The sequence below is a fragment of the Comamonas guangdongensis genome (assembly GCF_041079535.1).
Lineage (GTDB): Bacteria > Pseudomonadota > Gammaproteobacteria > Burkholderiales > Burkholderiaceae_C > Comamonas > Comamonas guangdongensis.
In genome coordinates, this window is sequence record NZ_JBFYGN010000002.1 from 50274 (window position 1) to 75223 (window position 24950).

Annotated in this window: 24 protein-coding genes and 1 pseudogene; 8 read left to right on the top strand and 17 right to left on the bottom strand. The window is 64.8% G+C overall.

The window, feature by feature from the left end; all coding sequences use genetic code 11:
* Window positions 1-6: 6 nt before the first annotated feature.
* The 9 genes from AB6724_RS01765 to AB6724_RS01805 all read right to left on the bottom strand — a co-directional run bounded on the left by AB6724_RS01765 (window position 7) and on the right by AB6724_RS01805 (window position 10060).
* The gene (locus AB6724_RS01765; RefSeq protein WP_369336787.1) at window positions 7-495 is read right to left on the bottom strand and encodes a thiosulfate oxidation carrier protein SoxY; all 489 of its coding nucleotides are present in this window, start codon (window positions 493-495) and stop codon (window positions 7-9) included.
* A gap of 2 nt (window positions 496-497) precedes the next feature.
* Window positions 498-1829, bottom strand: coding sequence for an FAD-dependent oxidoreductase (locus tag AB6724_RS01770; RefSeq protein WP_369336788.1), 1332 nt, complete (start codon window positions 1827-1829; stop codon window positions 498-500).
* Window positions 1830-2127: 298 nt separating this feature from the next.
* Window positions 2128-3183, bottom strand: a complete 1056-nt coding sequence (locus AB6724_RS01775) for a YeeE/YedE thiosulfate transporter family protein (protein WP_369336789.1) — start codon at window positions 3181-3183, stop codon at window positions 2128-2130.
* 173 nt (window positions 3184-3356) lie between these two features.
* Window positions 3357-4634 (bottom strand): FCSD flavin-binding domain-containing protein, encoded by a 1278-nt coding sequence (locus tag AB6724_RS01780; protein WP_369336790.1) that lies wholly within the window; start codon window positions 4632-4634, stop codon window positions 3357-3359.
* Window positions 4635-4985 (bottom strand): c-type cytochrome, encoded by a 351-nt coding sequence (locus AB6724_RS01785; protein ID WP_439329814.1) that lies wholly within the window; start codon window positions 4983-4985, stop codon window positions 4635-4637.
* Window positions 4986-5351: 366 nt separating this feature from the next.
* Complete coding sequence (locus tag AB6724_RS01790) at window positions 5352-5681, bottom strand: hypothetical protein (protein WP_369337013.1); 330 nt, start codon at window positions 5679-5681, stop codon at window positions 5352-5354.
* Window positions 5682-5797: 116 nt separating this feature from the next.
* Window positions 5798-7945 (bottom strand): methionine--tRNA ligase, encoded by a 2148-nt coding sequence (gene metG / locus AB6724_RS01795; protein WP_369336791.1) that lies wholly within the window; start codon window positions 7943-7945, stop codon window positions 5798-5800.
* Window positions 7946-8161: 216 nt separating this feature from the next.
* The gene (locus AB6724_RS01800; RefSeq protein WP_369336792.1) at window positions 8162-9439 is read right to left on the bottom strand and encodes a patatin-like phospholipase family protein; all 1278 of its coding nucleotides are present in this window, start codon (window positions 9437-9439) and stop codon (window positions 8162-8164) included.
* Between the two features lie 51 nt (window positions 9440-9490).
* Window positions 9491-10060 (bottom strand): restriction endonuclease, encoded by a 570-nt coding sequence (locus AB6724_RS01805; RefSeq protein WP_369337014.1) that lies wholly within the window; start codon window positions 10058-10060, stop codon window positions 9491-9493.
* 159 nt (window positions 10061-10219) lie between these two features.
* On the opposite strand from AB6724_RS01805, the gene apbC reads away from it, so the two are divergent.
* From apbC to AB6724_RS01835, 6 genes are all read left to right on the top strand, one after another.
* The gene (apbC, locus tag AB6724_RS01810; RefSeq protein ID WP_369336793.1) at window positions 10220-11311 is read left to right on the top strand and encodes an iron-sulfur cluster carrier protein ApbC; all 1092 of its coding nucleotides are present in this window, start codon (window positions 10220-10222) and stop codon (window positions 11309-11311) included.
* Between the two features lie 38 nt (window positions 11312-11349).
* Entirely contained in the window at window positions 11350-12309 is a 960-nt protein-coding gene (locus AB6724_RS01815) for a LysR family transcriptional regulator (protein ID WP_369336794.1), read from the top strand.
* Between the two features lie 141 nt (window positions 12310-12450).
* Complete coding sequence (locus AB6724_RS01820; protein ID WP_369336795.1) at window positions 12451-14589, top strand: formate dehydrogenase subunit gamma; 2139 nt, start codon at window positions 12451-12453, stop codon at window positions 14587-14589.
* Window positions 14590-14601: 12 nt separating this feature from the next.
* Entirely contained in the window at window positions 14602-17496 is a 2895-nt protein-coding gene (gene fdhF, locus AB6724_RS01825) for a formate dehydrogenase subunit alpha (RefSeq protein WP_369336796.1), read from the top strand.
* The gene (locus AB6724_RS01830) at window positions 17496-17717 is read left to right on the top strand and encodes a formate dehydrogenase subunit delta (RefSeq protein WP_369336797.1); all 222 of its coding nucleotides are present in this window, start codon (window positions 17496-17498) and stop codon (window positions 17715-17717) included. Before fdhF ends, AB6724_RS01830 begins: the two co-directional genes overlap by 1 nt.
* Window positions 17718-17897: 180 nt before the next feature.
* Window positions 17898-18770: a DMT family transporter gene (locus AB6724_RS01835; RefSeq protein WP_439329815.1), complete on the top strand. Its 873-nt coding sequence runs from the start codon at window positions 17898-17900 to the stop codon at window positions 18768-18770.
* A 33-nt stretch (window positions 18771-18803) separates the two neighbouring features.
* Here the strand turns inward: AB6724_RS01835 and AB6724_RS01840 are convergent, their stop codons facing one another.
* The 7 genes and pseudogenes from AB6724_RS01840 to AB6724_RS01870 all read right to left on the bottom strand — a co-directional run bounded on the left by AB6724_RS01840 (window position 18804) and on the right by AB6724_RS01870 (window position 22251).
* Entirely contained in the window at window positions 18804-19265 is a 462-nt protein-coding gene (locus tag AB6724_RS01840) for a low molecular weight protein-tyrosine-phosphatase (protein WP_369337015.1), read from the bottom strand.
* A gap of 203 nt (window positions 19266-19468) precedes the next feature.
* A pseudogene (gene rdgC, locus AB6724_RS01845) lies at window positions 19469-20095 on the bottom strand (recombination-associated protein RdgC); the annotation flags it as partial.
* A 26-nt stretch (window positions 20096-20121) separates the two neighbouring features.
* Window positions 20122-20385 (bottom strand): XkdD/Y8K6 family phage-associated protein, encoded by a 264-nt coding sequence (locus AB6724_RS01850; RefSeq protein ID WP_369336799.1) that lies wholly within the window; start codon window positions 20383-20385, stop codon window positions 20122-20124.
* Window positions 20382-20576, bottom strand: coding sequence for a hypothetical protein (locus tag AB6724_RS01855; protein WP_369336800.1), 195 nt, complete (start codon window positions 20574-20576; stop codon window positions 20382-20384). Before AB6724_RS01855 ends, AB6724_RS01850 begins: the two co-directional genes overlap by 4 nt.
* A 13-nt stretch (window positions 20577-20589) precedes the next feature.
* A complete protein-coding gene (locus AB6724_RS01860) occupies window positions 20590-20769 on the bottom strand; it encodes a hypothetical protein (protein ID WP_369336801.1) in 180 nt (59 codons plus the stop codon).
* A gap of 72 nt (window positions 20770-20841) precedes the next feature.
* Window positions 20842-21414, bottom strand: a complete 573-nt coding sequence (locus AB6724_RS01865) for a 3'-5' exonuclease (protein ID WP_369336802.1) — start codon at window positions 21412-21414, stop codon at window positions 20842-20844.
* A 612-nt stretch (window positions 21415-22026) separates the two neighbouring features.
* Window positions 22027-22251 (bottom strand): hypothetical protein, encoded by a 225-nt coding sequence (locus AB6724_RS01870; RefSeq protein ID WP_369336803.1) that lies wholly within the window; start codon window positions 22249-22251, stop codon window positions 22027-22029.
* A gap of 88 nt (window positions 22252-22339) precedes the next feature.
* Between AB6724_RS01870 and AB6724_RS01875 the strand changes: the two genes are divergently transcribed.
* Window positions 22340-22567, top strand: a complete 228-nt coding sequence (locus AB6724_RS01875) for a glycosyl hydrolase 108 family protein (RefSeq protein ID WP_369336804.1) — start codon at window positions 22340-22342, stop codon at window positions 22565-22567.
* Between the two features lie 573 nt (window positions 22568-23140).
* A complete protein-coding gene (locus AB6724_RS01880; RefSeq protein WP_369336805.1) occupies window positions 23141-24307 on the top strand; it encodes a GGDEF domain-containing protein in 1167 nt (388 codons plus the stop codon).
* A 22-nt stretch (window positions 24308-24329) separates the two neighbouring features.
* Here the strand turns inward: AB6724_RS01880 and AB6724_RS01885 are convergent, their stop codons facing one another.
* Complete coding sequence (locus tag AB6724_RS01885) at window positions 24330-24920, bottom strand: hypothetical protein (protein WP_369336806.1); 591 nt, start codon at window positions 24918-24920, stop codon at window positions 24330-24332.
* Window positions 24921-24950 lie beyond the last annotated feature (30 nt).

The window sequence follows — 24950 nt, forward strand, 5'->3', positions numbered from 1 at the left end:
ATTCCTTCACATGCCGCAGCCGCTGGCGGCCACGGTGACGGCTTGCTTGGTCTGCAGCACCCTGCCGCTCTTCATGCGGGCCAGGGCATGGACGTTCTGGGACTGGGACAGGCGTATGCGCACCGCCGCCTCGGCCGTGCCGGCCGCAGCCGTGAACTGCAGGCGGCAGGTCAGCGGCGAGGGGTTGAGTTCGGCCAGCACGATGATTTCCTCGCACCAGTCCTGCTCGGAGATGGGCAGCGTCACCTTGACCTTGACGGGCACGGCGCTGGGGTTGTCGGCCAGCACGGGCACATCGAGCAGCAGGCCATCGGCCTGAGCGGGCTTGCCGCCGCTGAACTGCTCCATGGTCTTCTTGAACTCCGCCGGGTTGGGGGCCAGAGGCCCGACCAGCGGGGTCTTGGCCTGGGCCAGCGCCGAGGCGGGCAGGGCCAGGCTGGCGCCGGCTGCCGCCGCGCCCAGTACCAGGCTTCTACGGGTGGTGTGATCGAACATGTTCAGACCCCCAGAAAATCACTGAACTTGCCGTTGATCCAGGCGAAGTCCTCCTTGACCAGATCGGAGGTGCGCACATCCATGTCGATCTGGGTCTGGTTGACCTGGCCGTTGGCATCGACCTCGTATTCGAACTTGACCGAGATTTCTTCCTGCGGGTCGCCGTTGACCATCATGTAGCAGAGGTTGTCGGGCAGCCGGGCCACGACTTCCTTGCCGGCCACGCGCTCGGCAATGTTCTGGGCGACGATCTTGCCGACGTAGTTGGCCACATGGCCGCTCTTGGGATAGTGGCCGAACTGGGGCGAGATCGCGCCCATCAGATCGCCGACAAAATACACGCGGTCGTCGCTCTTGGCGTGGAACAGGCGGTTGTGCATATCGGCCCAGCCCGTGGGCTTGCCGGTGGCGGGGTCCTTGCCGATCAGGTCGGCCTGCCACACCATGTCGGCCGCCTGGTGGGGCGGCATGAGGATGGCGTCGTCGAACTTGAAGTCGCCCGCAGCGGTCTTGATCTGCTTGTTGAAGGGGTCGACCTCCTTGACGCCGGCGTTGGGCACATGGGTGATGATGTCGGCGTACAGCTCCTCGAAGGCCTGCTTGTAGCCCACGCCTATGGGGGCGATCTTGGGCTTGGGATCGAGGATCAGAATCTTGCCGGGGATCTTGTTCTTTTTGATATGCCAGGCGATCAGGCAGGCGCGCTCGTAGGGCGAGGGCGGGCAGCGATGGGGCGGCGGCGGCAGGGTCATCACCAGCGTGCCGCCCTTGAAGTTCTTGACCTTCTGCTTGAGCGCCAGCATTTCCTGGTTGGGCACATAGGCGTTGGGGAAATGCTTGCGCGTGTAGTCGATGGCGCGCTGGTCGTTGCCGAACCAGGCTTCGTAGTCGTTGCGTATGCCGCCCGAGAGAATCAGGAAGTCGTACTCGATCAGGCCGTGGGCCGTGCGCACCAGCTTCTTGTCGCGCTCGAAGCCCGTGACTTCGGTCTGCAGCAAGGTGTAGCCGTATTTGTTGGCCGGGTGCAGCATGTCGCGGTTCACGAAGTCCGTACCCACGATGTCCACCAGCCATTTGTTGCTCATTGGGCCGGACCAGAAGGTGGGGTTGCGCTCCAGCAGCACCACGTCGGAGTTGGGGATCAGCTCGCGCAGATAGCGTGCGGCCGTGAGGCCGCCCCAGCCGCCGCCGCAGATGACGATGCGCGGCCCCTTGCTCCGGCGCGGCAGGATCTGGGATTGACCCGTGATGATGGCGGGCGCGGCAAAAGCCGAGGCGGTTGCGGCCCCCAGGGCGAGGGCGGGCGGAGTCCGGAGAAAATGGCGACGTTGCAAGGCGTTGCTCCTGTAAGCGTGAAGGCTTGCCCTGTCGGTGCAAGCGATTCATTGGCCCTGAGTTGCGCAGCCAAGCTCCTGCATGCTGTCGAGGCAGCGAGCGGAGTCCTGGCTTCAGGGGTCTGAGGAAAGCAGGCTTGAGCGCAGCGAGTATGACGTTCTGAGATGTTTTGTGTTGTCACACAGCGATGGATGAGAGTCCCTCCCAGCCGACACGCGGCACAAGCAGAGCTAGTGGCTGGAGATTCTAGAAGCTGGCTTTTATTCGAAATCGGTGAATACCCAAGCGAAGCCTGCGCTATCGCTGGCGCTGCTGCGCCAGAGCGGCAAGCGCTCCCAGCACGATGCCTGCCACCGCCGGCAGGCTCGCAAACGAGAGCGTGGACAGCCCCGTCAGGCCCTGGCCTATGGAGCAGCCAGCGGCCAGCACGCCGCCGAAGCCCATGAGCAGGCCGCCGCCCGCGCTGGCGGCCAGGCGTTCCGTGGAGTCAAAGCCTTCCCAGCGGGCCGTGCGGCCCGCAAGTGCGGCCACCAAGGCGCCGGCGAGTACGCCGGCCACCAAGGCGCCGGCGAGTACGCCGGCCGTCAGCGCCAGACCGATATTCATGTCGCGACCCACGGACAGCTGCAGATACAGCAGGCTTTCCGCAATCGGGCCGACGAAGCTCAGCGAGCTGAGCTTGGCGGGTTCGAACTCGTCCACGCCGATATGGGCCGTGATCCACCAGCCGGCGGCCACCAGCAGGCCGATCACCAGCGCGCCGACCAGCTGCGGCGGGCTTTGGCGCAACGCGGGGCGCAGCAGGGCATAGACCAGAAGCAGCAGCGCCGGCACCAGGGTCGCCGGCGCAGGGCCCAACACGCCGGCCTGCAGATAGCCGGCCAGGGTGGCATGGGGCAGCGCGACCGGAGCCAGCGCCTGCAGCCACTGGCGCCAAGGCGTCAGCACGCCGGTCATGGCCAGCTGTGCGCCCAGAGCCAGAAACACCAGCGTCACCAGCGCGCGCAGATTGCCCCCGGCCAGCAGCACCAGCGAGCGCGCGCCGCAGGCGCGGGCCAGTACCATGCCGACGCCGAACAGGATGCCGCCCGTCAGCACGGCAAGGACGGAAAAGCGGGCTCTGGCAAGCGCCGCCTGGCCCAGATCCACCAGGCCCAGGGCGTGCAGGCCTTGCGAGGCCAGCAAGGCCACGGCCAGCGCCAGGGCAAAAGCCTGCAAGGCCGGGGCCTGGCCCGGGGCCACCTCGCCATCCAGGCACAGTTGCTGGCGCAGGCCGCGCAGCAGGCAGAAACGTCCCAGCCGCGCCGCCACACCAAACGCCACACCCAGCAAGAAAATCGACCACAACAACATATTGATGACTCAAGCAGGGCAAGCTGAAGTACAGCCTTGAAGCACAGTTGGGACACGCAGGCGAGAACTACTAAGCAAGAGCCGTCTCGCCGCGATGGTGGCGTCCCCCTTCCCACAACGAAGTTGCGAGAGAAGGGGGAAGGCGCGTCAGCGCCTCAGGGGGATGAGCTCAATCACCCACCCCAGATATCGGCACTGATCGCCTTGTACCAGGCCGAGCCATAGTCCGCTTCCGCCTTGCGGAAAGCCGCATTGCCGTCCAGCGGGCTCACGCCGCCGGACTCGGGGACCTCGATCAGCTTGCCCTGCTGCGCACGGTAGACGCCGGCCACGGAGATGCCGTAGTCGGTGCCGATCAGGCTGTAGCAGGTGTTGGCATAGGCTGCTGCGGGCAGGGGGCGGCCGGTGAGTTCGGCCGCAATCGCAGCCGCTGCCACCTTGCCCTGGGTGTTGGCCGCAAAGCCGGACTTGGGCATGGGCGCGGCAATCGTGGCGTCGCCCAGCACGTAGACATGGGGCACCTGCTTGGACTCGAAGGACTCGGCCTTGACGGGCACCCAGCCGCTGGCGTCCGTCACGCCGGCACGTTCGGCGATGAAGCCCGCCTTCTGCGGCGGGATGACGTTGAGCACATCGGCCTTGTGCCTGGTGCCGAAAGCGGTTTCCACTTCCAGATTCCTGGCATCCACACGCGTGACCTTGCCGTCGTCGGCCTGCTTGACCCATTCGATCATGTCGCCGTAAAGCGCTTTCCAGCCCTGGATGAACAGGCCCTGCTTGGAAAACGCATCCTTGTCGTCCAGCAGCAAAATCTTGGACCTGGGTTTGTGCTTCTTGAGGTAATGCGCCACCATGGCCGCGCGCTCGTAGGGGCCGGGCGGGCAGCGGAAAGGGTTGGCAGGGATGACCATCACGAACTTGCCACCATCGGGCATGGCTTCGAGCTGCTTTTTGAGCAGCTGGGTCTGCGCTCCGGCCTTCCAGGCATGAGGGGCGAGTTGGGCGGCTGCCTCGTCATAGCCTTCCAGCGCATTCCAGCGCATGTCGATGCCGGGCGACAGCACCAGCTTGTCATAGCTGAGTGCCTGGCCGTTGGACAGCAGCACGCGGCGCGAGTCGGCCAGCACCTGGTCGGCGCGCGCATGGACCACGTTGACGCCGGCCTTGCGCAGGCCCTCGTAGCCGTGGCCGATGCTGTCCCAGCTGCGCAGGCCGGCCAGGTACAGATTGGAGAAGGGGCAGGTATAGAAGCGCTCGGCGGGCTCCACCAGCGTGACCTGGATATGCGGTGCGAACTGGCGCAGATAGCGGGCCGCCGTGGCTCCGCCAAAGCCGCCGCCGACGACGACCACATGGGCCGAGGCGGCCTTGGCCTGGACGATGGAGGGCAGGGCCAAGCTGGCGGCACCGGCGGCCGCACTGCCGAGAATTTGACGACGATTGATCTGCATTTACTGGCCCTTCTTGCTGAACCACTGGGCCAGTGCCTTGATCTGTTCGTCGTCATAGCCCTTGGCCAGGCGGGTCATGACGGTGGCGTCCTTGGCTGTGCCGGCCTTGAAGGCCTGCAGCCGGGCCAGCAGATGCGCTTCGGCCACGCCGCGCAGCGCGGGAATGCCGCCCGTGGAGCGGCCGTCCGGGCCGTGGCAGTTGGCGCAGCTGGCGGCCAGCAGGGCGATGTCCTGCGTTCGCAGCGGGGCTGCCGCGGTGGCCGGGTTGGCCAGCGCTGGCAATGGCGCTGCCATGGCCAAAGTCAGCCAGAGCAGGGCGCGTGCAGGGGTGCACAAAGGTTTGAATCGCATGGGGCCTCCCGAGGGGCGCAGGCTGGTACGGCATCGCCGTGGGTCTGCGCGGGTGATGACAGGACTGTTGCCTGAGTACCTGCGCCCAAGGATTTTGTTATCTGTGCTGGATGCGTGAGGCACGCATGTTTTTGAACCACTTTGGCGCAAGCAAGTGAGCCGGATTCTAGAAAGCAAAGCTGCTTTCTCAAGGTCCAATACCCCGGTGTTGTTACACGTTGTTATTGGTTATTTATTTATGCACGCCGCATGTGCTTGGCAGCGCGTGCAGCCATCGCAATTTGCACGAGATGTGCTCAAGAAGCTAATAAAAACAATAGCGGGTAACGCAATATGGGTAACGCTATCCGCTATTTCTTGTGAAATTCAGGGAGTCTCTGATTCGACGAAAGGCTCGCGGTTGTTGCTGACCCCGGGACCTGGCTGATAGGGGTGATTGGGGTCGCTTTCACGGAATTTGACCGATACGCCGCTGTTGTCGGGCTTGTCGTCGGTCACCGCGTCGTAGGCCTTGCCCACGCCTTTGCCCACGATCTTGGCCGTGCCCACGGCCGCATCCGTCGCCAGGCCGACTGCGGTGGCCGTGACGCTGACGGCTGCTGCGCCCACGGTCACCACGGTGCAGCCCGAAAGCGCAAGACATAAAAAAGCCCCTGCCAGCCATGGCCAGCAGGAGCTTGATAAGGCATGCCCCATCGGCGAGACGCCAAGCAAGAGCCTGAGCCGACCGCGCCGCCCCGCCGCATGGGCTGCCCCAGCGATGGCGTCGTCCCCCTGGGGGGAAGGCGCCGAAGGCGACTCAGGTGGGATCATCAGTGAATCCGCATGCCGGGCGCAGCGCCCGGGAAGGGCTCGAGCACATAGATGCCGGGGTTGGCCTTTTCATCGGCGTGGCTGGCGGCCAGCACCATGCCTTCGGACAGGCCGAACTTCATCTTGCGCGGCGCCAGATTGGCCACCATCACCGTGAGCTTGCCCTGCAGCTGCTCGGGGCTGTACATGCTGGAGATGCCGCTGAACACATTGCGGGTCCTGGGCTGGCCGTCTTCGCCTTTTTCGCCCACATCCAGGGTCAGCTGCAGCAGCTTGGTCGAGCCTTCGACGCTCTTGCATTCCAGGATCTTGGCAATGCGCAGGTCGACCTTGACGAAGTCGTCGATGCCAATGGTCTCGGCCAGGGGTTCGCCGCCGGGTGCGTTGGGGTCGATCACGGGCTCGGCCTTTTTCGCAGCCTTCTTGTCGGCCTTGGCGGGTTCGGGCGCAGGCGCGGCCTGGCCGGCGGGAGCCTCGAACAGGGCTTCGAGCTGCTTGGGGTCGACGCGCTGCATCAGATGCTTGTATTCGCCGATCTGGTGGCCCAGGCCCAGGGGCTGGGCCACATCGCCAAAGCTCTCGGGCGGCACGATGAGGAAGTCGGCCACCGCGGCGGCCACGCCGGGCAGGATGGGCTTGAGGTAGATGGTCAGGATGCGGAAGGCTTCGATGCAGGTGCTGCACACATCGTGCAGGCGCTGCTCCATGCCTTCCTTCTTGGCCAGTTCCCAGGGCTTGTTGGCGTCCACATAGCTGTTGACCTTGTCGCACAGCAGCATGATCTCGCGCGCGGCACGGGCTGTGTCGCGGGCCTCGTAGGCGGCGACGATGGCGGTTTGCTGCTCGCGCAGCGCGGCCAGCAGGGTCTGGCCGTCTTCACTGAGCACACCCAGCTTGCCGTCAAAGCGCTTGCTGATGAAGCCTGCGGCGCGCGAGGCGATGTTCACGTACTTGCCGATCAGGTCGGAGTTCACGCGCAGCATGAAGTCTTCGGGATTGAAGTCGATGTCTTCGTTCTTGCCATTGAGCTTGGCGCCCAGGTAGTAGCGCAGCCACTCGGGGTTCATCTTGAGCGACAGGTACTTGAGCGGATCGAGGCCCGTGCCGCGGCTCTTGCTCATCTTCTCGCCGTTGTTCACGGTCATGAAGCCGTGCACGCAGATCCTGGTCGGCGTCTTGCGGCCACTGAACTTCAGCATCGCGGGCCAGAACAGCGTGTGGAAGGTGATGATGTCCTTGCCGATGAAGTGGTACTGCTCCAGATCGGGATCGGCCATATAGGCGTCATAGTCCTCGCCGCGCTTGTTGAGCAGTTCCTTGAGCGATGCCAGATAGCCCACGGGCGCATCCAGCCAGACATAGAAGTACTTGCCCGGCGCATCGGGAATCTCGATGCCGAAATAGGGCGCATCGCGCGAGATGTCCCAGTCGTCTAGGCCTTCGCTGGTCGAGCCATCGGGGTTGGTGCGCACGCCGAACCATTCCTTGATCTTGGCGGCCACTTCGGGCTGCACATGCTTGCCGTTCTGCGTCCACTCAGTGAGGAACTCCACGGCGCGCGGGTCGGAGAGCTTGAAGAAGAAGTGCTCCGAGGACTTCATCACCGGCGTGGCGCCCGACAGGGCCGAGAACGGGTTGATCAGGTCGGTGGGCGCATAGACCGAGCTGCAGACCTCGCAGTTGTCGCCGTACTGGTCCTTGGCGTGGCAGCGCGGGCATTCGCCCTTGATGAAACGGTCGGGCAGGAACATGTTCTTCTCGGGGTCGAAGAACTGCTCGATGGTGCGGGACTCGATGAAGCCGGCCTGCTTCAGGTCCAGATAGATCTGCTTGGACAGCTCGTGGTTTTCGGGGCTGTCGGTATTGCTCCAGTTGTCGAAGGCGATATGGAAGCCGTCGAGATACTGCTTGCGGCCCGCGGCGATATCGGCCACGAACTGCTGGGGCGTCTTGCCGGCTTTTTCGGCCGCGATCATGATGGGCGCGCCGTGGGCGTCGTCGGCGCCCACGAAGTTGACCGCATTGCCCTGCATTCGCTGCGCCCGCACCCAGGTGTCGGCCTGGATGTATTCCATGATATGGCCGATGTGGAAGTTGCCGTTGGCATACGGCAGGGCGGTGGTAGCGAAGATTTTGCGTGCGGTCATGAGAAAAACAGCTTTCACGGTGAACCCAGCATTTTAGGAGCGCCCGCCGCAGGCTGCCGATTGCCGGGTCTTGTCGGCCTCGGCGCATGCGTGGTTCATTGGAGATTGCTCCTGAAAATGAAGCTGCTGGCGCCTGCGGTTTATGAAGCTCAATGAATATTCAGGCCGGATTCTTGGTGCAGAAGCCGTGGGTTGCTTTGCCATTGATAGCAGAGCTCAGGCCGTGCCCGCGGGTGGTTTGGTCCAGCCGAAGAAGCTGGCAATCTCCTCGCTGCGGCCCAGTGCATCGCGCCGGCCCAGGGCCATCAGCTCCCGCGTATAGCTTTTCTCGAACAGCAGATAGCTGGCCAGGGCGCCGTCGCCCGAGCCGCTGCGCACGCCCAGCGTGCCCAGCAGCGTACGTATGGGCAGCGGCAGACAATCGATATGGCCTGCGGCAATCTGGTCTATGGGCTCGGACGGAGTGATGGCCAGCAGCTCTATGGGACGCAGATGGCTGCGGATGCGCTCGGCCGGCGAGATCAGCGACAGCGTGTGGTTGATGCGTTCGGCCCGCTCTATGTCCACGGCCAGGGTGTCAAGAAAGATGCTGGACAGGGCATGGCCGGCGACCTGGGCCAGCGTTGGGTAGCTGGCGCTGGGCGGCGGCTTGGGGTCGGGCGCCTCGTAGCGGCGGCCCGCGCCCACGACCAGCAGCTTGCGTGCCCCCAGGTGTATGGGGGGCGCCAGGGGCGCGGTCTGGCGCATGGAGCCGTCGCCGAAGTATTCGATATGCCCGTCCATGGGCAGGGCCATGGCGGGAAAGATGAAGGGCAGGGCCGACGAGGCCAGCAGATGCTTGAGCGTGAGCCTGGTCTGCAGGGCCTTGCGCTGGTCGCGCACCCAGGGGCTCAGGCATTCGCGGGTCTGGAAGAAAGTGATGTGCTGGCTGCTGCTATAGCTCGAGGCGGTGACGGCCAGCGCGTGCAGATGGCCGCTGTCGATCAGCGCGGGCAGTCTTTCCAGCGGCATGAGCTCGCCGTGCAGCAAGGCCTTCAGGGGCCGGTTGTCCAGCAGGGAGCGGGGGCGCAGCCGGCTCCAGCGGGCCACGGCCCAGCCCAGGGACAGCAGCGTGAGCCAGTGCGCGCCGCTGCGCAGCACGCTCAGCGAGTCGGCCCGGTAGATCTGGTCGGTGTGCATATTGCGCCAGACCTGGACCATCTGGCGCACCGCGTAGTCGAAGTTGTCGCTATGGCAGGCCAGGGCCGCGGCATTGATGGCACCCGCCGAAGTGCCCGTGAGGATGGGGAAGGGATTGGGCCCGTTTCTCAGGCCGTGGTCGCGGCGTATCTCGGCAACAGCCTCGAGCACGCCCACCTGGTAGGCCGCGCGTGCGCCGCCGCCGCTGAGCAGCAGGCCGATCTGGCCCACGCTGGAGGCCGGTCCGGCGGCGTCGCGCCGGGCCGAATCCGCCAGGCTCGGTGGGAGGGTGGGTGAGAACTGCTCTGCGGCCATGGCCGCAGTGTGCCTGCATTGCGGCAGCGGGGCCAGAGCCGCGCGGGGCGGTCAGCGGTTTTTGCCGCCCTTGGCAATCAGCGTGGCGATGGCGGTGGCGTCCAGCAGCAGAATCTGGTTCTGCGCGGCCCAGCCGGCAGCGTTCTCGCCCAGCGGCTGCAGGGCCGCGTAGACGGCCTGGTCGGCCTGCAGCTTGGCGCGCGCGGCCTGCAGCTCGCGCAGCGGCTCCACCCCATGGACGGCGGCCTTCCAGCGGCGCGCGCTGACCACGCTGGTCTGGCCGTTGCGCGTCAGCAGCAGGTCCGCGCCGGGCTGGTTCAGGCGTTGCACCTCATAGCCCTCGGCCTGCCAGGCGGCCTGCAGCTGGGCGCTGAAGTCGGCCCAGGACTGCTCGGCCACGACCTGCCTGATCTGCTCCAGCCGGGCCGGGCTGGGCGCGCGCAGCTGCTTGTAGAAAGCCATGCAGCCCACGATGAAGAACGGGAACGCACCCAGGGCCGCGAACGGCGAGATGTCCTTGGGAAAGACGGCCAGGGAGATCAGCACCACGGCGGCGCAGATCGCAAAGCTGATCCACCAGCGCGAGCGCATCAGGACTGCGAACAAGGAGTTTTCGGCCATCTTCAGTTTCACGGGGAGTCTCTCTATCGGTATCTGTCTGGGGGCGAAGCCCGGAGCCAGGGTCGCTTCGGGCAAACCCACATTGTCTCTCCTGCTCTGGGGTTGGAAGCGTTCGCTAGACTATCCCTCATCGAAGAAACCTCTGGAAAACTTTATCCAATGGCTGTAACAGAACAAGCGCTACTGACGGCGCTCGCCGCAGTGCTCGATCCGCACACGGGCAAGGACTTTGTGAGCACGCGCGCCCTGCGCAATCTGCAGATTGCGGGCGATGACGTGGCCTTTGACGTGGAAATGGGCTACCCGGCCCAAAGCCTGCTGCCCGCACTGCGCAGCCAGTTCATCGCCGCGGCCAAGTCCGTGGCCGGCGTGGGCAATGTCTCCGTCAACATCACCACCAAGGTCGCGGCCCATGCGGTGCAGCGCGGCGTGCAACTGTTGCCGGGCGTGAAGAACATCATCGCCATCTCCTCGGGCAAGGGCGGCGTGGGCAAGAGCACGACCACGGCCAACCTGGCGCTGGCGCTGGCCGCCGAAGGCGCGCGCGTGGGCATTCTGGATGCCGACATCTACGGCCCCAGCCAGCCCATGATGATGGGCGTCTCGGGCAAGCCCGAAAGCCATGACGGCAAGACCATGGAGCCGCTGGAGAACTACGGCGTGCAGGTGATGTCCATAGGCCTGCTGGTCAGCAACGACCAGGCCATGATCTGGCGCGGCCCCATGGCCACCCAGGCGCTGGAGCAGATGCTGCGCCAGACCAACTGGAAGGATCTCGACTATCTGCTGGTCGACATGCCTCCGGGCACCGGCGACATCCAGCTGACCCTGGCCCAGCGCGTGCCCATGACGGGTGCCGTGGTCGTGACCACGCCCCAGGACATCGCGCTGATCGACGCCAAGAAGGGCGTGCAGATGTTCGAGAAGGTCGGCGTGCCGATTCTGGGCCTGGTCGAGAACATGGCGGTCCATGTCTGCACCAACTGCGGCCATGTGGAGCATATCTTCGGCGCCGACGGCGGCAAGAAGATGGCGGCCGAGCAGAACATCGACTATCTGGGCGCTCTGCCCCTGTCGCTGCAGATCCGCCTGCAGGCCGACAGTGGCAGGCCCACGGTGGTGGCCGAGCCCGAGAGCGAGGCGGCCCAGGTCTACAAGAAGGTGGCGCGCGATCTGGCCGTGAAGGTGGCCCTCAAGGCCAAGGACTTCTCGAGCAAGTTCCCGACGATCACGGTTAGCCAGGGTACCTGATCCTTGGTGGCGCGCATGGAGAGCCGCGAGGACGGGGCATGAATCTGCTGACCTCGATGCGCTATCTGGTGGCGCTCAACGAGCATCGCCACTTCGGCCGCGCGGCGCTGGCCTGCCATATCACGCAGCCCGCGCTGTCGAACGCGCTGCGCGCGCTGGAGGAGGAGTTCGGCGTCGTCATCGTGCGCCGCGGCCGGGTGTTCGCGGGGCTGACTCCCGAGGGCCAGCAGGTGCTGGCCACGGCGCTGTCCATGCTCAAGTCCGAAGAGGCGCTGCGCCAGGATCTGAGCCTGGGCGCGGGCCGGCTCAAGGGGCAGCTGCGCATGGCGGCCGTGCCCACGGCAATGCCCATGCTCACGCGCTTCGCGGCGCTGCTGCGCGAGCGGCACCCGGGCATCACGCCCGTGGTGCTGTCCATGAGCTCGCTCGAGCTGGAAAGCGGGCTCGAGGATCTGTCGCTGGACCTGGCGCTGGGCTATAGCGAGCGCATGCCCGAGGCCAGCGGCCGGCGCGGCGCGCGCGCGCAGAAGGCGCGCCTGCAGGTCTGGCCCCAGTATCTGGAGCACTACTATCTGCTGCGGCACGGCAAGCGTGCGGGCATGGGCAAGCCCATGTCCTGGGCGCAGGCCGCGCGGTTGCCGCTATGCCTGCTCACGCCCGATATGCACAACCGTCTGATCGTCGACGAGGGGTTTAGGGCCGCGGGCTGCAAGGTCGAGGCCGCGATGGAGACCAACTCGGTGCTGACGCTGACCATGGCCGTGGCCGAATGCGGCATGAGCAGCGTGCTGCCCGGCGCCCTGGTGGCGACCCTGGCGCAGGGGCAGGGGCTGGCCATCCATCCGCTGGTGCGGCCGCAGCTGCAGACGGCCATCGCCTTTCTCGCCCAGCCCGCCGACAGCGCCACGCGTGCCCTGCAGGCCGCGACCGAGCTGCTGCAAAGCCCGTCATGGCAGGCGCAATGCCAGCGCTTTGCGGGGCAGCTGCATCAGGGCTAGAGCGGCCTGCTTGATTCGCAAAAGAAATGCCGCCATTGGGTGAATGAATTTGACGTGCTGCGCGCGCGCGGGTGAAATGCCCGCGAGACAGGCCATGGTGCAAAGCCATGGCCGGCAGAACCACGAACAATTCACCCCGCCATGCCCGCATTGACGCCAGCGACCCCAGCGTCGTCCCCAGCCCTGCCGCCGGAGCAGGTTTCGCTACTCGAGCGCTGCATCGCGCAGCATGCGCTGCGCCCCGGCGCGCTGATAGAGCTGCTGCACGCGGTGCAGCATGCGCTAGGCCATATTCCCGAAGCCGCCGTGCCGCGCATCGCCGATGCGCTCAATCTCTCGCGTGCCGAGGTGCACGGCGTGATCTCCTATTACCCGCATCTGCGCAGCCAGCCCACGGGCCGCAGGCTGATCCAGATCTGCCGCGCCGAGTCCTGCCAGTCGCGCGGCGCCGCTGGCCTGATGCGCCAGGCCGAACAGCTGCTAGGCTGTGCGGCGCACGGCACGCGCAGCGATGGCGCGCTCACGCTGGAGCCCGTCTACTGCCTGGGCCTGTGCGCCCAGTCGCCGGCCCTGATGGTCGATGAGTGCGAGCCGCATGCCCGGGTCACGCCCGAGCGGCTGGAGCAGCTGGCACGGCAATGGCTGGCGCCGGCTTGCGCGACAGAAACCGCTCCCGTCCAGGAGGGTGAGGCGACTGCTGCCATCAAGGCGGAAGGTTCGGCGGTGCGCCTCTATGTGCCGCGCGATGCCGCGGCTCTGGCTGCGGGAGCCGATGCGGTGGCCGAGGCACTGCAGCGCGAATGCGCGGCGCGCGGCCTGGCCGTGCAGATCGTGCGCAACGGCTCGCGCGGCCTGCTGTGGCTGGAGACTCTGGTCGAGGTCGAAACGCCCGATGGCCGCGTGGCCTATGGTCCGGTCCGCGCGGAGGAGGTACCCGGTCTGCTGGACGCGGGCCTGCTCCAGGGCCGGCCCCATGCGCTGTGCCATGGCCTGACCGAAGCCATTCCCTATCTGGCGCGCCAGGAGCGCCTGACCTTTGCGCGCGTCGGCGTCACCGACCCGCTGAGCCTGGCCGACTATGCGGCCCATGGCGGCTGGCAGGGCCTGAAGAATGCGGCCGCCATGGCGCCCGAGGCCGTGGTGCAGCAGGTGCTGGATTCCGGCCTGCGCGGGCGCGGCGGCGCGGCCTTTCCGGCCGGCATCAAGTGGCGCACCGTGGCCGCGGCGGCCGGCGCGCAGAAGTACATTGCCTGCAATGCCGACGAGGGCGATTCGGGCACTTTCGCCGACCGGCTGTTGATGGAAGGCGACCCGTACTGCCTGATCGAGGGCATGGCGATTGCCGGCCTGGCCGTGGGCGCGACCCAGGGCTATGTCTATGTGCGCAGCGAATATCCGCATGCGATCGCCACGCTCAATGAGGCGATCGCGCGCGCCGCTGCCGCGGGCTGGCTGGGCCGCGACGTGGCGGGCAGCGGCCGCGTTTTTCATCTGGAGGTGCGCCAGGGCGCGGGCAGCTATGTGTGTGGCGAGGAAACCGCCATGCTGGAGAGCATAGAAGGGCGGCGCGGCATCGTGCGCGCCAAGCCGCCGCTGCCGGCCATCGAAGGCCTGTGGGGCCGGCCCACGGTGATCAACAACGTGATCACGCTGGCCACGGTGCCCGTCATCATGGCGCGTGGCGCGGCTTTCTATCAGGGCTTTGGCCTGGGCCGCTCGCGCGGCACGCTGCCCTTCCAGATCGCCGGCAATATCGCGCGCGGCGGCCTGGTCGAGAAAGCCTTCGGCCTGAGCCTGCGCGAACTGGTCGAGGATTTCGGCGGCGGCACGGCCAGCGGCCGGCCTGTGAAGGCCGTGCAGGTGGGCGGGCCCCTGGGCAGCTATGTGGCGCCCGCCGACTGGGATGCACCGCTCGATTACGAAGGCTATGCGGCCAAGGGCAATGTGGTCGGCCACGGCGGCATCGTCGTGCACGACGACACGGCCGATATGGCGCGGCTCGCGCGCTATGCGATGGAGTTCTGCGCCGTCGAATCCTGCGGCAAGTGCACGCCCTGCCGCATAGGCTCGACGCGCGGCGTGGAGGTGATCGAGCGCATCACCAGCCTGCAGGGTGCGGCCCATATGGCCAATGTGGCGCTGCTGGAGAGCCTGTGCGACACCATGGAGCGCGGCAGCATGTGCGCCATGGGCGGCATGACGCCCTATCCCGTGCGCTCGGCCCTGCGCCACTATCCCCAGGACTTCGGTATCGAGTCCACGTCCGTCGTTGCTGCCTGAGCGGAGAACACCATGCTTGACCATCTGAAGCAAACCGATCTGGGCACGCCCGCGAGCCTGTCCGAGGAATTGATCACGCTGGAAATCGACGGCCGCGCGGTAAGCGTGGCCAGAGGCACCTCGCTGATGCGCGCGGCCATGGAGGGCGGGGTCAGCGTGCCCAAGCTCTGCGCCACCGACAGCCTCGAGCCCTTCGGTTCCTGCCGCCTGTGCCTGGTGCAGATCGAGGGGCGCAAGGGCTTTCCGGCCTCGTGCACCACGCCGGCCGAGCCCGGCATGAAGGTCAGGACCCAGAGTCCCGAGCTGCAGGAGCTGCGCAAGGGGGTGATGGAGCTGTACATCTCCGACCACCCGCTGGACTGCCTGACCTGCAGCGCCAACGGCGACTGCGAGCTGCAGGACATGGCGGGCGCCGTGGGCCTGCGCGAGGTGCGTTACGGCATGGACGGCGCCAACCACTTCAAGGGCGAGGCCAGGGCCGAGGTCGATGCCTCCAATCCTTATTTCAGCTACGACCCCAGCAAATGCATAGTCTGCAACCGCTGCGTGCGCGCCTGCGAGGAGACCCAGGGCACGTTTGCGCTGACCATCTCGGGCCGGGGCTTCGACTCGCGCGTCACGGCGGGCCAGGGCGGCAGCTTCATGGACAGCGACTGCGTGAGCTGCGGCGCCTGCGTGCAGGCCTGCCCCACGGCCACGCTGCAGGAAAAGACCGTGATCGAACTCGGCCAGGCCGGCCACAGCGAGATCACCACCTGCGCCTACTGCGGCGTGGGCTGCGGCTTCAAGGCCGAGATGAAGGGCGAGCAGGTCGTGCGCATGGTGCCCTGGAAGGACGGCCAGGCCAACGAGGGCCATGCCTGCGTCAAGGGCCGCTTCGCCTGGGGCTATGCCACGCACCGGGACCGCATCACCAAGCCCATGATCCGCGCGAAGATCACCGATCCCTGGCGCGAGGTCGGCTGGGAGGAGGCCATCCGGCATACGGCCAGCGAGTTCCGCCGCATCCAGGCCAGGCACGGCAAGGACTCCGTAGGCGGCATCACCTCCTCGCGCTGTACCAACGAGGAGGCCTACCTGGTGCAAAAGCTGGTGCGCGCGGCCTTCGGCAACAACAATGTCGATACCTGCGCGCGGGTCTGCCACTCGCCCACCGGCTATGGCCTGGGCCAGACCTACGGCACCTCGGCCGGCACCCAGACCTTCAAGTCCATCGAGCATTCCGATGTGATCCTGGTCATAGGCGCCAACCCCACGGCCGCCCACCCGGTCTTCGGCTCGCGCATGAAAAAGCGCCTGCGCGCGGGCGCCAAGCTCATCGTCATCGACCCGCGCGAGATCGAGCTCGTCAAGTCGCCGCATATCCGCGCCGACTACCACCTGCAACTGCGGCCCGGCACCAACGTGGCCATGATCACCGCGCTGGCCCATGTGATCGTCACCGAGGGCTGGCTGGCCCAGGATTACATCGACCAGCGCTGCGATGCCAAGTCCTTCGCGCAGTGGCAGGAGTTCGTGGCGCGGCCCGAGAATTCGCCCGAGGCCATGGCCGAGATCACGGGCGTGGCGCCAGAGCTGGTGCGCGGCGCGGCCCGCCTGTATGCGCTGGGAGCCGAGGACCATCCCGAGGGCCGGCCCGTCAACGCGGCCATCTACTACGGCCTGGGCGTGACCGAGCATGCTCAGGGCTCGACCATGGTCATGGGCATCGCCAACCTGGCCATGGCCACGGGCAATGTGGGCCGCGAGGGCGTGGGCGTGAACCCGCTGCGCGGCCAGAACAATGTGCAGGGATCATGCGACATGGGCTCGTTCCCGCACGAGCTGCCCGGCTACCGCCATATCTCGGACAGCACGGTGCGCGCCGAGTTCGAGGGCGCCTGGGGCGTGGCGCTGAGCCCCGAGCCCGGCCTGCGCATTCCCAATATGTTCGAGGCGGCGCTGGCCGGCAGCTTCATGGGGTTGTACTGCGAGGGCGAGGACATCGTGCAGTCCGACCCCAACACCCAGCATGTGACGGCCGCGCTGTCCAATATGGAATGCGTGGTGGTGCAGGACATCTTCCTCAACGAGACCGCCAAGTACGCCCATGTGTTCCTGCCGGGCGCGTCCTTCCTCGAAAAGGACGGCACTTTCACCAATGCCGAGCGCCGCATCTCGCGCGTGCGCAAGGTGATGGCGCCTCTGGCCGGCCATGCGGACTGGGAGGTCACGCAACTGCTGGCCAATGCGCTGGGCTATCCCATGGCCTATGCCCATCCGCGCGAGATCATGGCCGAGATCGCGGCGCTCACGCCCAGCTTCGCGGGGGTGAGCTACGACAAGATCGATCGCCTGGGCAGCGTGCAATGGCCGTGCAACGACGGCACCGACGAGGCCGGTACCAGCATCATGCATGTGGACCGCTTCGTGCGCGGCAAGGGCCGCTTCATCATCACCAAATACGTGGCGACCGACGAGAAGGTCACGCAGCGCTTCCCGCTGCTGCTGACCACGGGGCGCATACTGTCCCAGTACAACGTGGGCGCCCAGACCCGGCGTACGCACAACGGCCACTGGCACAGCGAAGACAAGCTCGAGATCCATCCGCATGACGCCGAGGACCGCGGCATACGCGAGGGCGACTGGGTGGGAATACAAAGCCGCGCGGGCGAGACCGTGCTGCGCGCCTGCGTGACCGAGCGCATACAGCCCGGGGTGGTCTACACCACCTTCCACTTTCCCGAGTCTGGCGCCAACGTCATCACCACCGACAGCTCGGACTGGGCCACCAACTGCCCCGAGTACAAGGTCACGGCCGTGCAGGTACTGCCCGTGGCTCAGGTCTCGGACTGGCAGCGCGAGCATGCGCGCATTCACAGCCAGCAGATAGAGCTGCTGCAGGCCGCGACTTTGGGAGCCGAGTGATGGATGCCGCGAATCTGATCCGCATGGCCAACCGCATAGGCGAGTTCTTCGAAGCCATGCCCGAGCGCGAGGAGGCTCTGCACGGCATTGCCGAGCACATCCGCAAGTTCTGGGAGCCGCGCATGCGCGGGCAGCTGCTTGCCGCTCTTGCCGATCCCGCCCAGGCCGAGCGGATCGCGCCCATGGTGCGCGAGGCCTTACAGCGCCATGATTTGAAATAGGCGCGCCGCTCCCTCTCTGGCGGGACGCTATGGCGGGCCTGCCGGGCAGGAAAACAGGCCCGCAGGTATAGTCTGGCGCTATCCTTTTTTCTATCGCGCAGACCCCGAATCGACCCCGGTTCGGGGCTTCTCCTGATGAGCTCCTCGCAAAAATTTGGCCCGCACCTGCGCCTGATCGGCATGGCAATTCTCTGGGGTGCGTCCTGGCCCGCAGGGCGGGTGATCGCCCAGAACATGCCGCCGTTGGCGGCAGCCAGCCTGCGCTTTCTGCTGGCCGCCACGGTGCTGCTGCCATGGATGTACTGGGCCGGCGGTTTTGCGGGACTCAGGGCCTGGAACAGGAGGCGCTGGCTGGGCATGGCCGTGGCGGGAGCCGCGGGCGTGTTTGGCTATGCCGCGTTCTTTCTCATGGGTCTCAAGCAGGTGCCCGCGGGCAAGGCGGCGCTGCTGATCACGCTCAATCCCGTGGTGACGCTGGCGCTGGCCGTGTGGATCTTCGGGGAACGCATCAATCGCACCATCGCGGCCGGCATGGCCGTGGCCGCGGCGGGGGCCGTGGTGGTGATCTCGCGCGGGCGCCCGCTGGAGATTCTGCAGGGCGCCGTGGGCCCTGGCGAGATCTTGATTCTGGGTTGCGTGGCCTGCTGGGTCGCCTACACCTTGCTGGGCCGCTGGGTGATGACGGGCGTGGATGCTTTGTCCGCCACGGCCGTGACCTCCACCATGGGTGCGCTCATGCTGCTTTCGGCCAGCCTGCTCGTTGAAGGGCCGGCGGGGCTGGCGGGCGCCATGCACGGCAATCTCCAGGCCTGGACGGCCTTGCTGTTCCTGGCCTTTGGCGCCACGGCCCTGGCCTATGCCTGGTACTTCGATGGCGTCAAGGCGCTGGGGGCGGGCGCCGCCTCGGGCTATATCACCCTGGTGCCGGTGCTGGGCGTGCTGTTCTCGGCCCTGCTGCTGGGCGAGAGCATAGATGCCTCCATGGTGATCGGCGGTGCCATGGCGGTGCTGGGCACGACGCTCATGAACTGGGGCCGCAGGCCCGCGGCCTGAGCCGGATCGGCGCTGCCCGGCCAGCTCTGTGCTTCAGCGCAGCTTGTCGCGTTCTATGGCCTGCAGCAGCCCGCGGCAGGCGTCCTCCACCAGGTCCAGCACATGCTCGAAGCCCTGCGCGCCGCCGTAATAGGGATCGGGAACCTGGCGCTCCGCAAAGTGCTGGCAGAAATCGGTGAGCCGGCGCAGGCGCTGCTGCTGTGCGGGCGTGCCGATCTTGCGCGCCGCGATCTCGTTGTTCTCGTCCATGACCAGCAACAGATCGAAGTCGTCAAAGTCCTGCGCCCTCAGCTGGCGCGCGCGCTGCCGGCTGAGGTCGTAGCCGCGGCGCCGCGCGTGCTGCTGGCTGCGGGCATCGGGGGCTTCGCCCACGTGGTAGCCATGAGTGCCTGCGGAGTCGACCTGCACCAGATCCTGCAGCCCGGCATCCGCTATCATTTTTTCCAGCACGCCATGGGCCGTGGGACTGCGGCAGATATTCCCCGTGCAGACCATGAGCACGCGAAACTCAGTGTTTTCACGGGTTACAGACACTTGTTCCCTATTTGTCACCTAATTTGTTCCCTAATGTGGTCTGTGGATAACTGCCATCATGAGACCTTGACGCGGATTGGTTCTGCACCACGCGGATCAGCATAAATCGCAGCCGTTTTTTCCGATGTGTGGCCCAGCAAAGCCTTGGTGTCCACGTTACCTTGGCGGCCGTAGCGCACCACGGCCTTGGACTCGTCCGCGGCCTTGAGCATGGTTTCGCGATCCACGCTGAACATGGTCGGCGGCTCCTGCGTGATCAGCCAGTGCGCCATCGCCGCCTGGGGGCTGGTCTGGGTATCCACCAGGGCCAGCGCAAAGCCCGGCAGACCTTCGACCAGCAGGCTCACCACCTCGTCGGCACGGCCCTGGGCGCTGGTATCGAGCACCAGGGTGCGCGCCTGGGGATCGATCCAGACCCACATGCTGCCCTGCTTGGTGAAAGCCATGGGCAGCAGATCCAGCTTGGCCTCGTCCTTGAGCTCCTTTTTCTCCTTCTTGCCGGGCTTGCGGCCCTCGGTTTTTTCGATGTGCTCGGCCTTCTCGTCGACCTTGCGGTTGAGCACGCTGGCCGGCAGCATCTTGGACTCGCTCATGAAGCGCAGCACCCACTGGCCGGCCACGGATTCGGCCAGAGGCCCATACTGCTCGCCGCGCGGCGGCACCCAGCCCAGCGAGCGCTCCTGCGTGGCGCCGCACTCGGCAAACACCGTCTTTTGCAGCGCCTCTTCGAGCTGCTGCAGATCGCCTTGCCAGCTCTTGGCAAGGCGGTAGATGATCATGCTCTTGAACATTGGGGCTCCAGAAAATAGAAAGCCACCTAAGCGGTGGCCTTGGCGATGGCTGCAGTTGCGTTGTCGATCTCATCACAGCGCGTACCAGGGGCCATGGCAAGCCAGTAGGCCAGCATCCCTTGAAGCGCTTCCAGCAATTCAGGCGCGGCAGCTATCAGGCGGCTGTCGTGCTGGTTCGGGTCTTCGTCAAAGCAGCAGATGACGGTGCCATCCGCACCGTCAATTTGGGAGCAGTAGCCCGACTCAGATCGGAACTCCCACGGGGCCGAGGTGTGCTTTGCATTGCTCATGGCTTTTCCTTCAGGCATTGCACGGTCTTCTCGTCCAGCCACTCGGCATGCATGCCGGGATAGACGAATTCATCGCGCAAGGTCTTGGTGATGGAGAGCGGCTCATCGGTCTTGGCATCGGGGCTGGTCAGCCAGAGCATGCTCAGGACGATGACGACGGCCAGCAGCAGAAAATCAAGAATCTTTTCCATGGTGGCGCGTCCCTCACAGTGGCCAGGCGTCGGGTGTGGTGGCGATGATCACGGCCACGCCCACCAGGCAGAAGATGCCGAATGCAGTCAGGCCCCACTGGGCCGCGATCAGAAGCTTTGTCCCAAGCTCGGTGCGAGCAGGAGCAGGGCGGCCAGCAGTAGCGCGAGCGCCAGGGTTCGGATGTGCGGCCATTTCACAGGCTTCCCTTCTCGCGCAGGCGCTGTACGAGGTCTTCGTCAACGGGGTGGTGGTGGCTGGATGTGGTCATCGTGCATCCCAACTTCCCATCAGGCCCTGATGAGGAGACAGCGCTTTAACGAGCTGCTTGGCTTCATGGCGCGCGTCATCGACGGCGATGTGCTTCACGCCCACAAACTCCCCAACATCCTTTGCAGCAGGGTGCAGGTCGAGGATGGTTCGAATGTCGCGGTCAAAGCGCCTTTCCCAGGGAGGAGGTTGGTTGAACATGTCGTAGAGGCTGCGCAGGATCACGTTGTCGAAGACGGAGCCATTACCACATACCTTCACCTTTTCGGGATCTGCAACGCTGTGGACCCATGCTGCGAAGTCGCGCTGCGCCTGGCCCGGCAGCACTGTTTGTGCGGCCATGATGGACGCGAAGCGCGCTTCCTGGGACTGCTCGGACCACCAGCGCATGGTTTCTGAGTCTTCATGGCGCGGGAACTGCATATGCTGTGCCAGCGGAATATGGAATTCACTGGTCAACAGTTGAAGATCCGGGCCGATGGCCACGGCGCCAATTGATGCGCCGATGGCATTGGGCTTGGTGCTGCGGGTTTCGAGGTCGAGCACGATGTGTGGGGCCTTGAGGGTCAACGGGTTCTCCTGTGGGCAAAGAAAAAGCCCGCGAGCGGTTGCTGCGGGCTTGAATAAAGAGCCGGTGACCTATCTGGTCGTGCCTGGGCAAGATGGGCAAGCGAAAGGAGTCGTTGATCCCAGGACCCGGCAAAACAGGTGGATTGAGCGGAATTTTGCCGAATGACAGCTGGTCAATCAATACGCATATTTGCGTTAAGGAATTGGTGCTATGCCATCTGGTGTGACCACGCTGCCCACAGTACCTAGGCTCATTCCCTGGTGCTGCGCCATCATTGGCTTGCATGGTCACGCCAGATGGTCCCTGAGTTCAGGGCAAAAAAAGCCACCATGGAAGGCGGCTTGAAGAGGATCCCCGCATGACCGGGGTTAACTGCGCCCATTGCAGTTATCTCTCAACTCGGAACATGCTACTGCAACGCAGTAGTTGGTGACAGTTATTTTTGCTTTCGATTGTGCAGTGCACACACCATCAAGAAAAAGAGCGGATCACCCGGCTTTCGGTCTGTCGGTGGCGGCATCTCGGATTGCCCAACTCCACACCCGGTTGCAGTTTTTCAGTACCGCGCTCTTTCTTGATGGTCCCGCTTAGCCCCGCGGGGGTGGATAGAGTTAGTGTTGCGCAGCAATCAAAGCTACACTGACGGGGTTAGCCTTCCAGCACGATGCATCCATCACCGTTGCAGCTCCGACAAGGCGCGCTACGCGGTTTACTGTCTGGGCCATTGCTTGCTGGCGGGTATGGCCTTGGCGGCGCAGCAGTCGATACATCACGCGGCATTGGGTCTTGTAACGATCTTCCGGAGACATGGCGAGAACTTGTTGAGCGCGGTTCATAGTTGCTCCTTGTGAAAAAAGAAAAGCGCCCTCGGATGAAGACGCTTTTGTTTTTGGCCCCGCTTAGCCCCGCGGGGAGGGCACATGCATGCCGCATGCTGGCTATCCGCAGCTGGACATCAAGAGCCTCACCCTGGCCGACGCCAAAGTCATCTACCGCCGCGACTACTGGAATCGCGCGCACTGCGATGAACTGCCCCACGGGGTAGCCTTCCCTCGCCGAGTGCGCCTCAACCTGCACAGCCGTATTCGAAGCAATGGCAGCAGGAGGTCAGCGACTGGCAGAAGCTGGTGGAGAGCTCGCGCGCAAAGCTGAAGGCCACGCTGCTGATGCAGGACTGATGCAGGAGTCTTGGCCGTCAAATAGCCATCAAATACCCATCAAATGAAGAAGCCCCGGTACCTTGCGGTGTCGGGGCTTTTTTACGTTTGCAATCTGCTTTTTGGCGGGTCTTAAAAATGCCTGCAACGTGTCACCTAACTGATGGCTAAGTGATTGATTTATTTGCCACAAAATCACGCTATTCACAGGCTCTGATGCCTGTGCTGTTTGAGTCGTAATGTATTGACTTTAAAAAGTAATTTCATGTGAGTAAGTCGTTTTCGATTGTCCGCTTCCCGTGCAGACCATGAGCACGCGAAACACCGGTTGTTCTCTGTTGGTCACCTGACTTGACTCCTGAAGGGGCTGGCGTTGTGGATTCTGGCAGCTCTTCACACGCCATTCAAACTGGTAACAGGCATTTTGAAACATTGCTCATGAATTCAAACCGTTGCTAACATCATCGCAACAGGCTGCTGGGAGCCGTGCGGACGCCACAGGTCGCTGGGCACGAGTGCCGCCAGAGGCTTGGCCGCGTGAACCAGTCACCACCGATGGGCTCTTCGAATGCTTAGCAACAATCAGCTTTATGTGTTGGTTGCACCGGCCTGCATCACGGCTCTCGGCGGCCTGCTGGGACTTTGCTGGCTGATTCAGCGCCGTTCGCTGTTCCTGCTCTGGACCGCTTGCGGCCTGGTGCTGACCGGGATAGGCCTGAGCTGGCAAAGCATCATTCCAAAGGCCGAGCTGTCCAGGTGGGCGGTATACACGGGAGCCATCTACCTGGCCGGCGCCTGGTTCTGCACCCTGGGTGTGGCCCACAAGTTCTCCGTCTCCGCGTTTCCCAAGACTTCGGCGGTGGTCTCGGCGCTGGTTCTGGCTATCCTCTACCAGAACAGCGCGGTGCAGGACAGCATTGCGGTGCGCACGCTGTGGCTGAACCTGGGGCTGGGGATCATTCATTTCTTGCCGTTCCCGGCCATAGTGCGCAGGCCGGCGAGCAAGGACAGGCTGGAGAGGCTGCTGTATTGGTCCTATGGCCTGTTTGCCATCTACACCATGTTGCGTCCGGCGATGGTGCTGGTCCTGGGGTTTACGGAACTCAAGGACATGACGGTCTCCATCTACTGGCTGGTCACCATGCTGGGTTCGCTGCTTTTCAGCCTGCTGTTCTCCGGCCTGCTGCTCATCGTCGCCATGCGGGATGCCACGCTTGTCCTGCGCGACGAGCGCAACCACGACTCGCTTACCGGTTTGCTGAACCGGCGCGCTTTCTGGGAAGCGGCCGAGAAGCTCAACCAGCAGCCTGGGGTAGGACCGGTCTCGATTCTGATCGGCGATATCGACCATTTCAAACAGGTCAATGACAACTGGGGCCATGAGTATGGCGACATGGTGCTCAAGGCCGTGGCCCGTGCAATGCTGGAAAGCGTGCGCAGCGAGGATCTGGTGGCGCGCTTTGGCGGCGAGGAGTTTGTGCTGTTGCTGACCCGTTCGGATCTTGAGACCGCGGAGCAGGTCGCCCAGAGAATCCGCGCCAAGGTCAGCGCCAGCGGCTATGTGCAGCAGCCGGGCCAGGGCGTGACCATGAGCTTCGGCGTCGCATCGCTGGCCTTTGATGCGAACCTTCGGCAGGTCGTGAGCGCGGCGGACAGGCTGCTGTATCAGGCCAAGGAATCCGGGCGCGACCAGGTCGCCGTGGAGCCGCTGTTCGCGCCCGTGGCCATGGCCTGAGACCGGCGCCACAGGTGGCGCATTATTTGGCTTCCATCCAGCCGTTCTCGGTCTTCATGAAGGACGGGCTGATGTTCCAGGGCACGCCATCGCCCTTCTTCTGCCCATCGGTGAAGCCCATGCCTTCCAGATGCGACCAGGCTTGGATATAGGCGTAGCGCCGCAGCTCCGCGGCGTCCTTGCCGCCTTCATCGGAGTTCCAGTACCGGGCGCAGGACTCGCACTGACTCAGCAAGCGGTCGCGCCGCTGAGCGAAATTGTCCTGGCCGTTGATCCAGCTGTTGGCATTGATCTTCAACTGGAACAGATTGCCCCACTCGTTGATGCCCATGAAGCCGGAATTTTTCTGATTCCCCTTCTGGTTCTGCTCATAGCTTTTTGCCAGCTCCAGGGCCGCCTCCGGCAGATCGCGGGTCAATGCCATTTCGTAGTTGTAGCGAACCAGGTACAGATTGGCCGCCTTGGTGTCGACCCAGCCGTTCTCGCGTTTGAAGTTGCGCGTCTCGACGCCGGGGACCACGCTGCTCTGGGCGTTCCGGGTGGCTACCTCAAGCGTCAGCTTTTCCGGCGGCGTCTTGTCGTCTTTGACGCACCCGGCGACGGCCAGGACCACAACCGGGGCAAGTAGCAATGCTCTCATGGA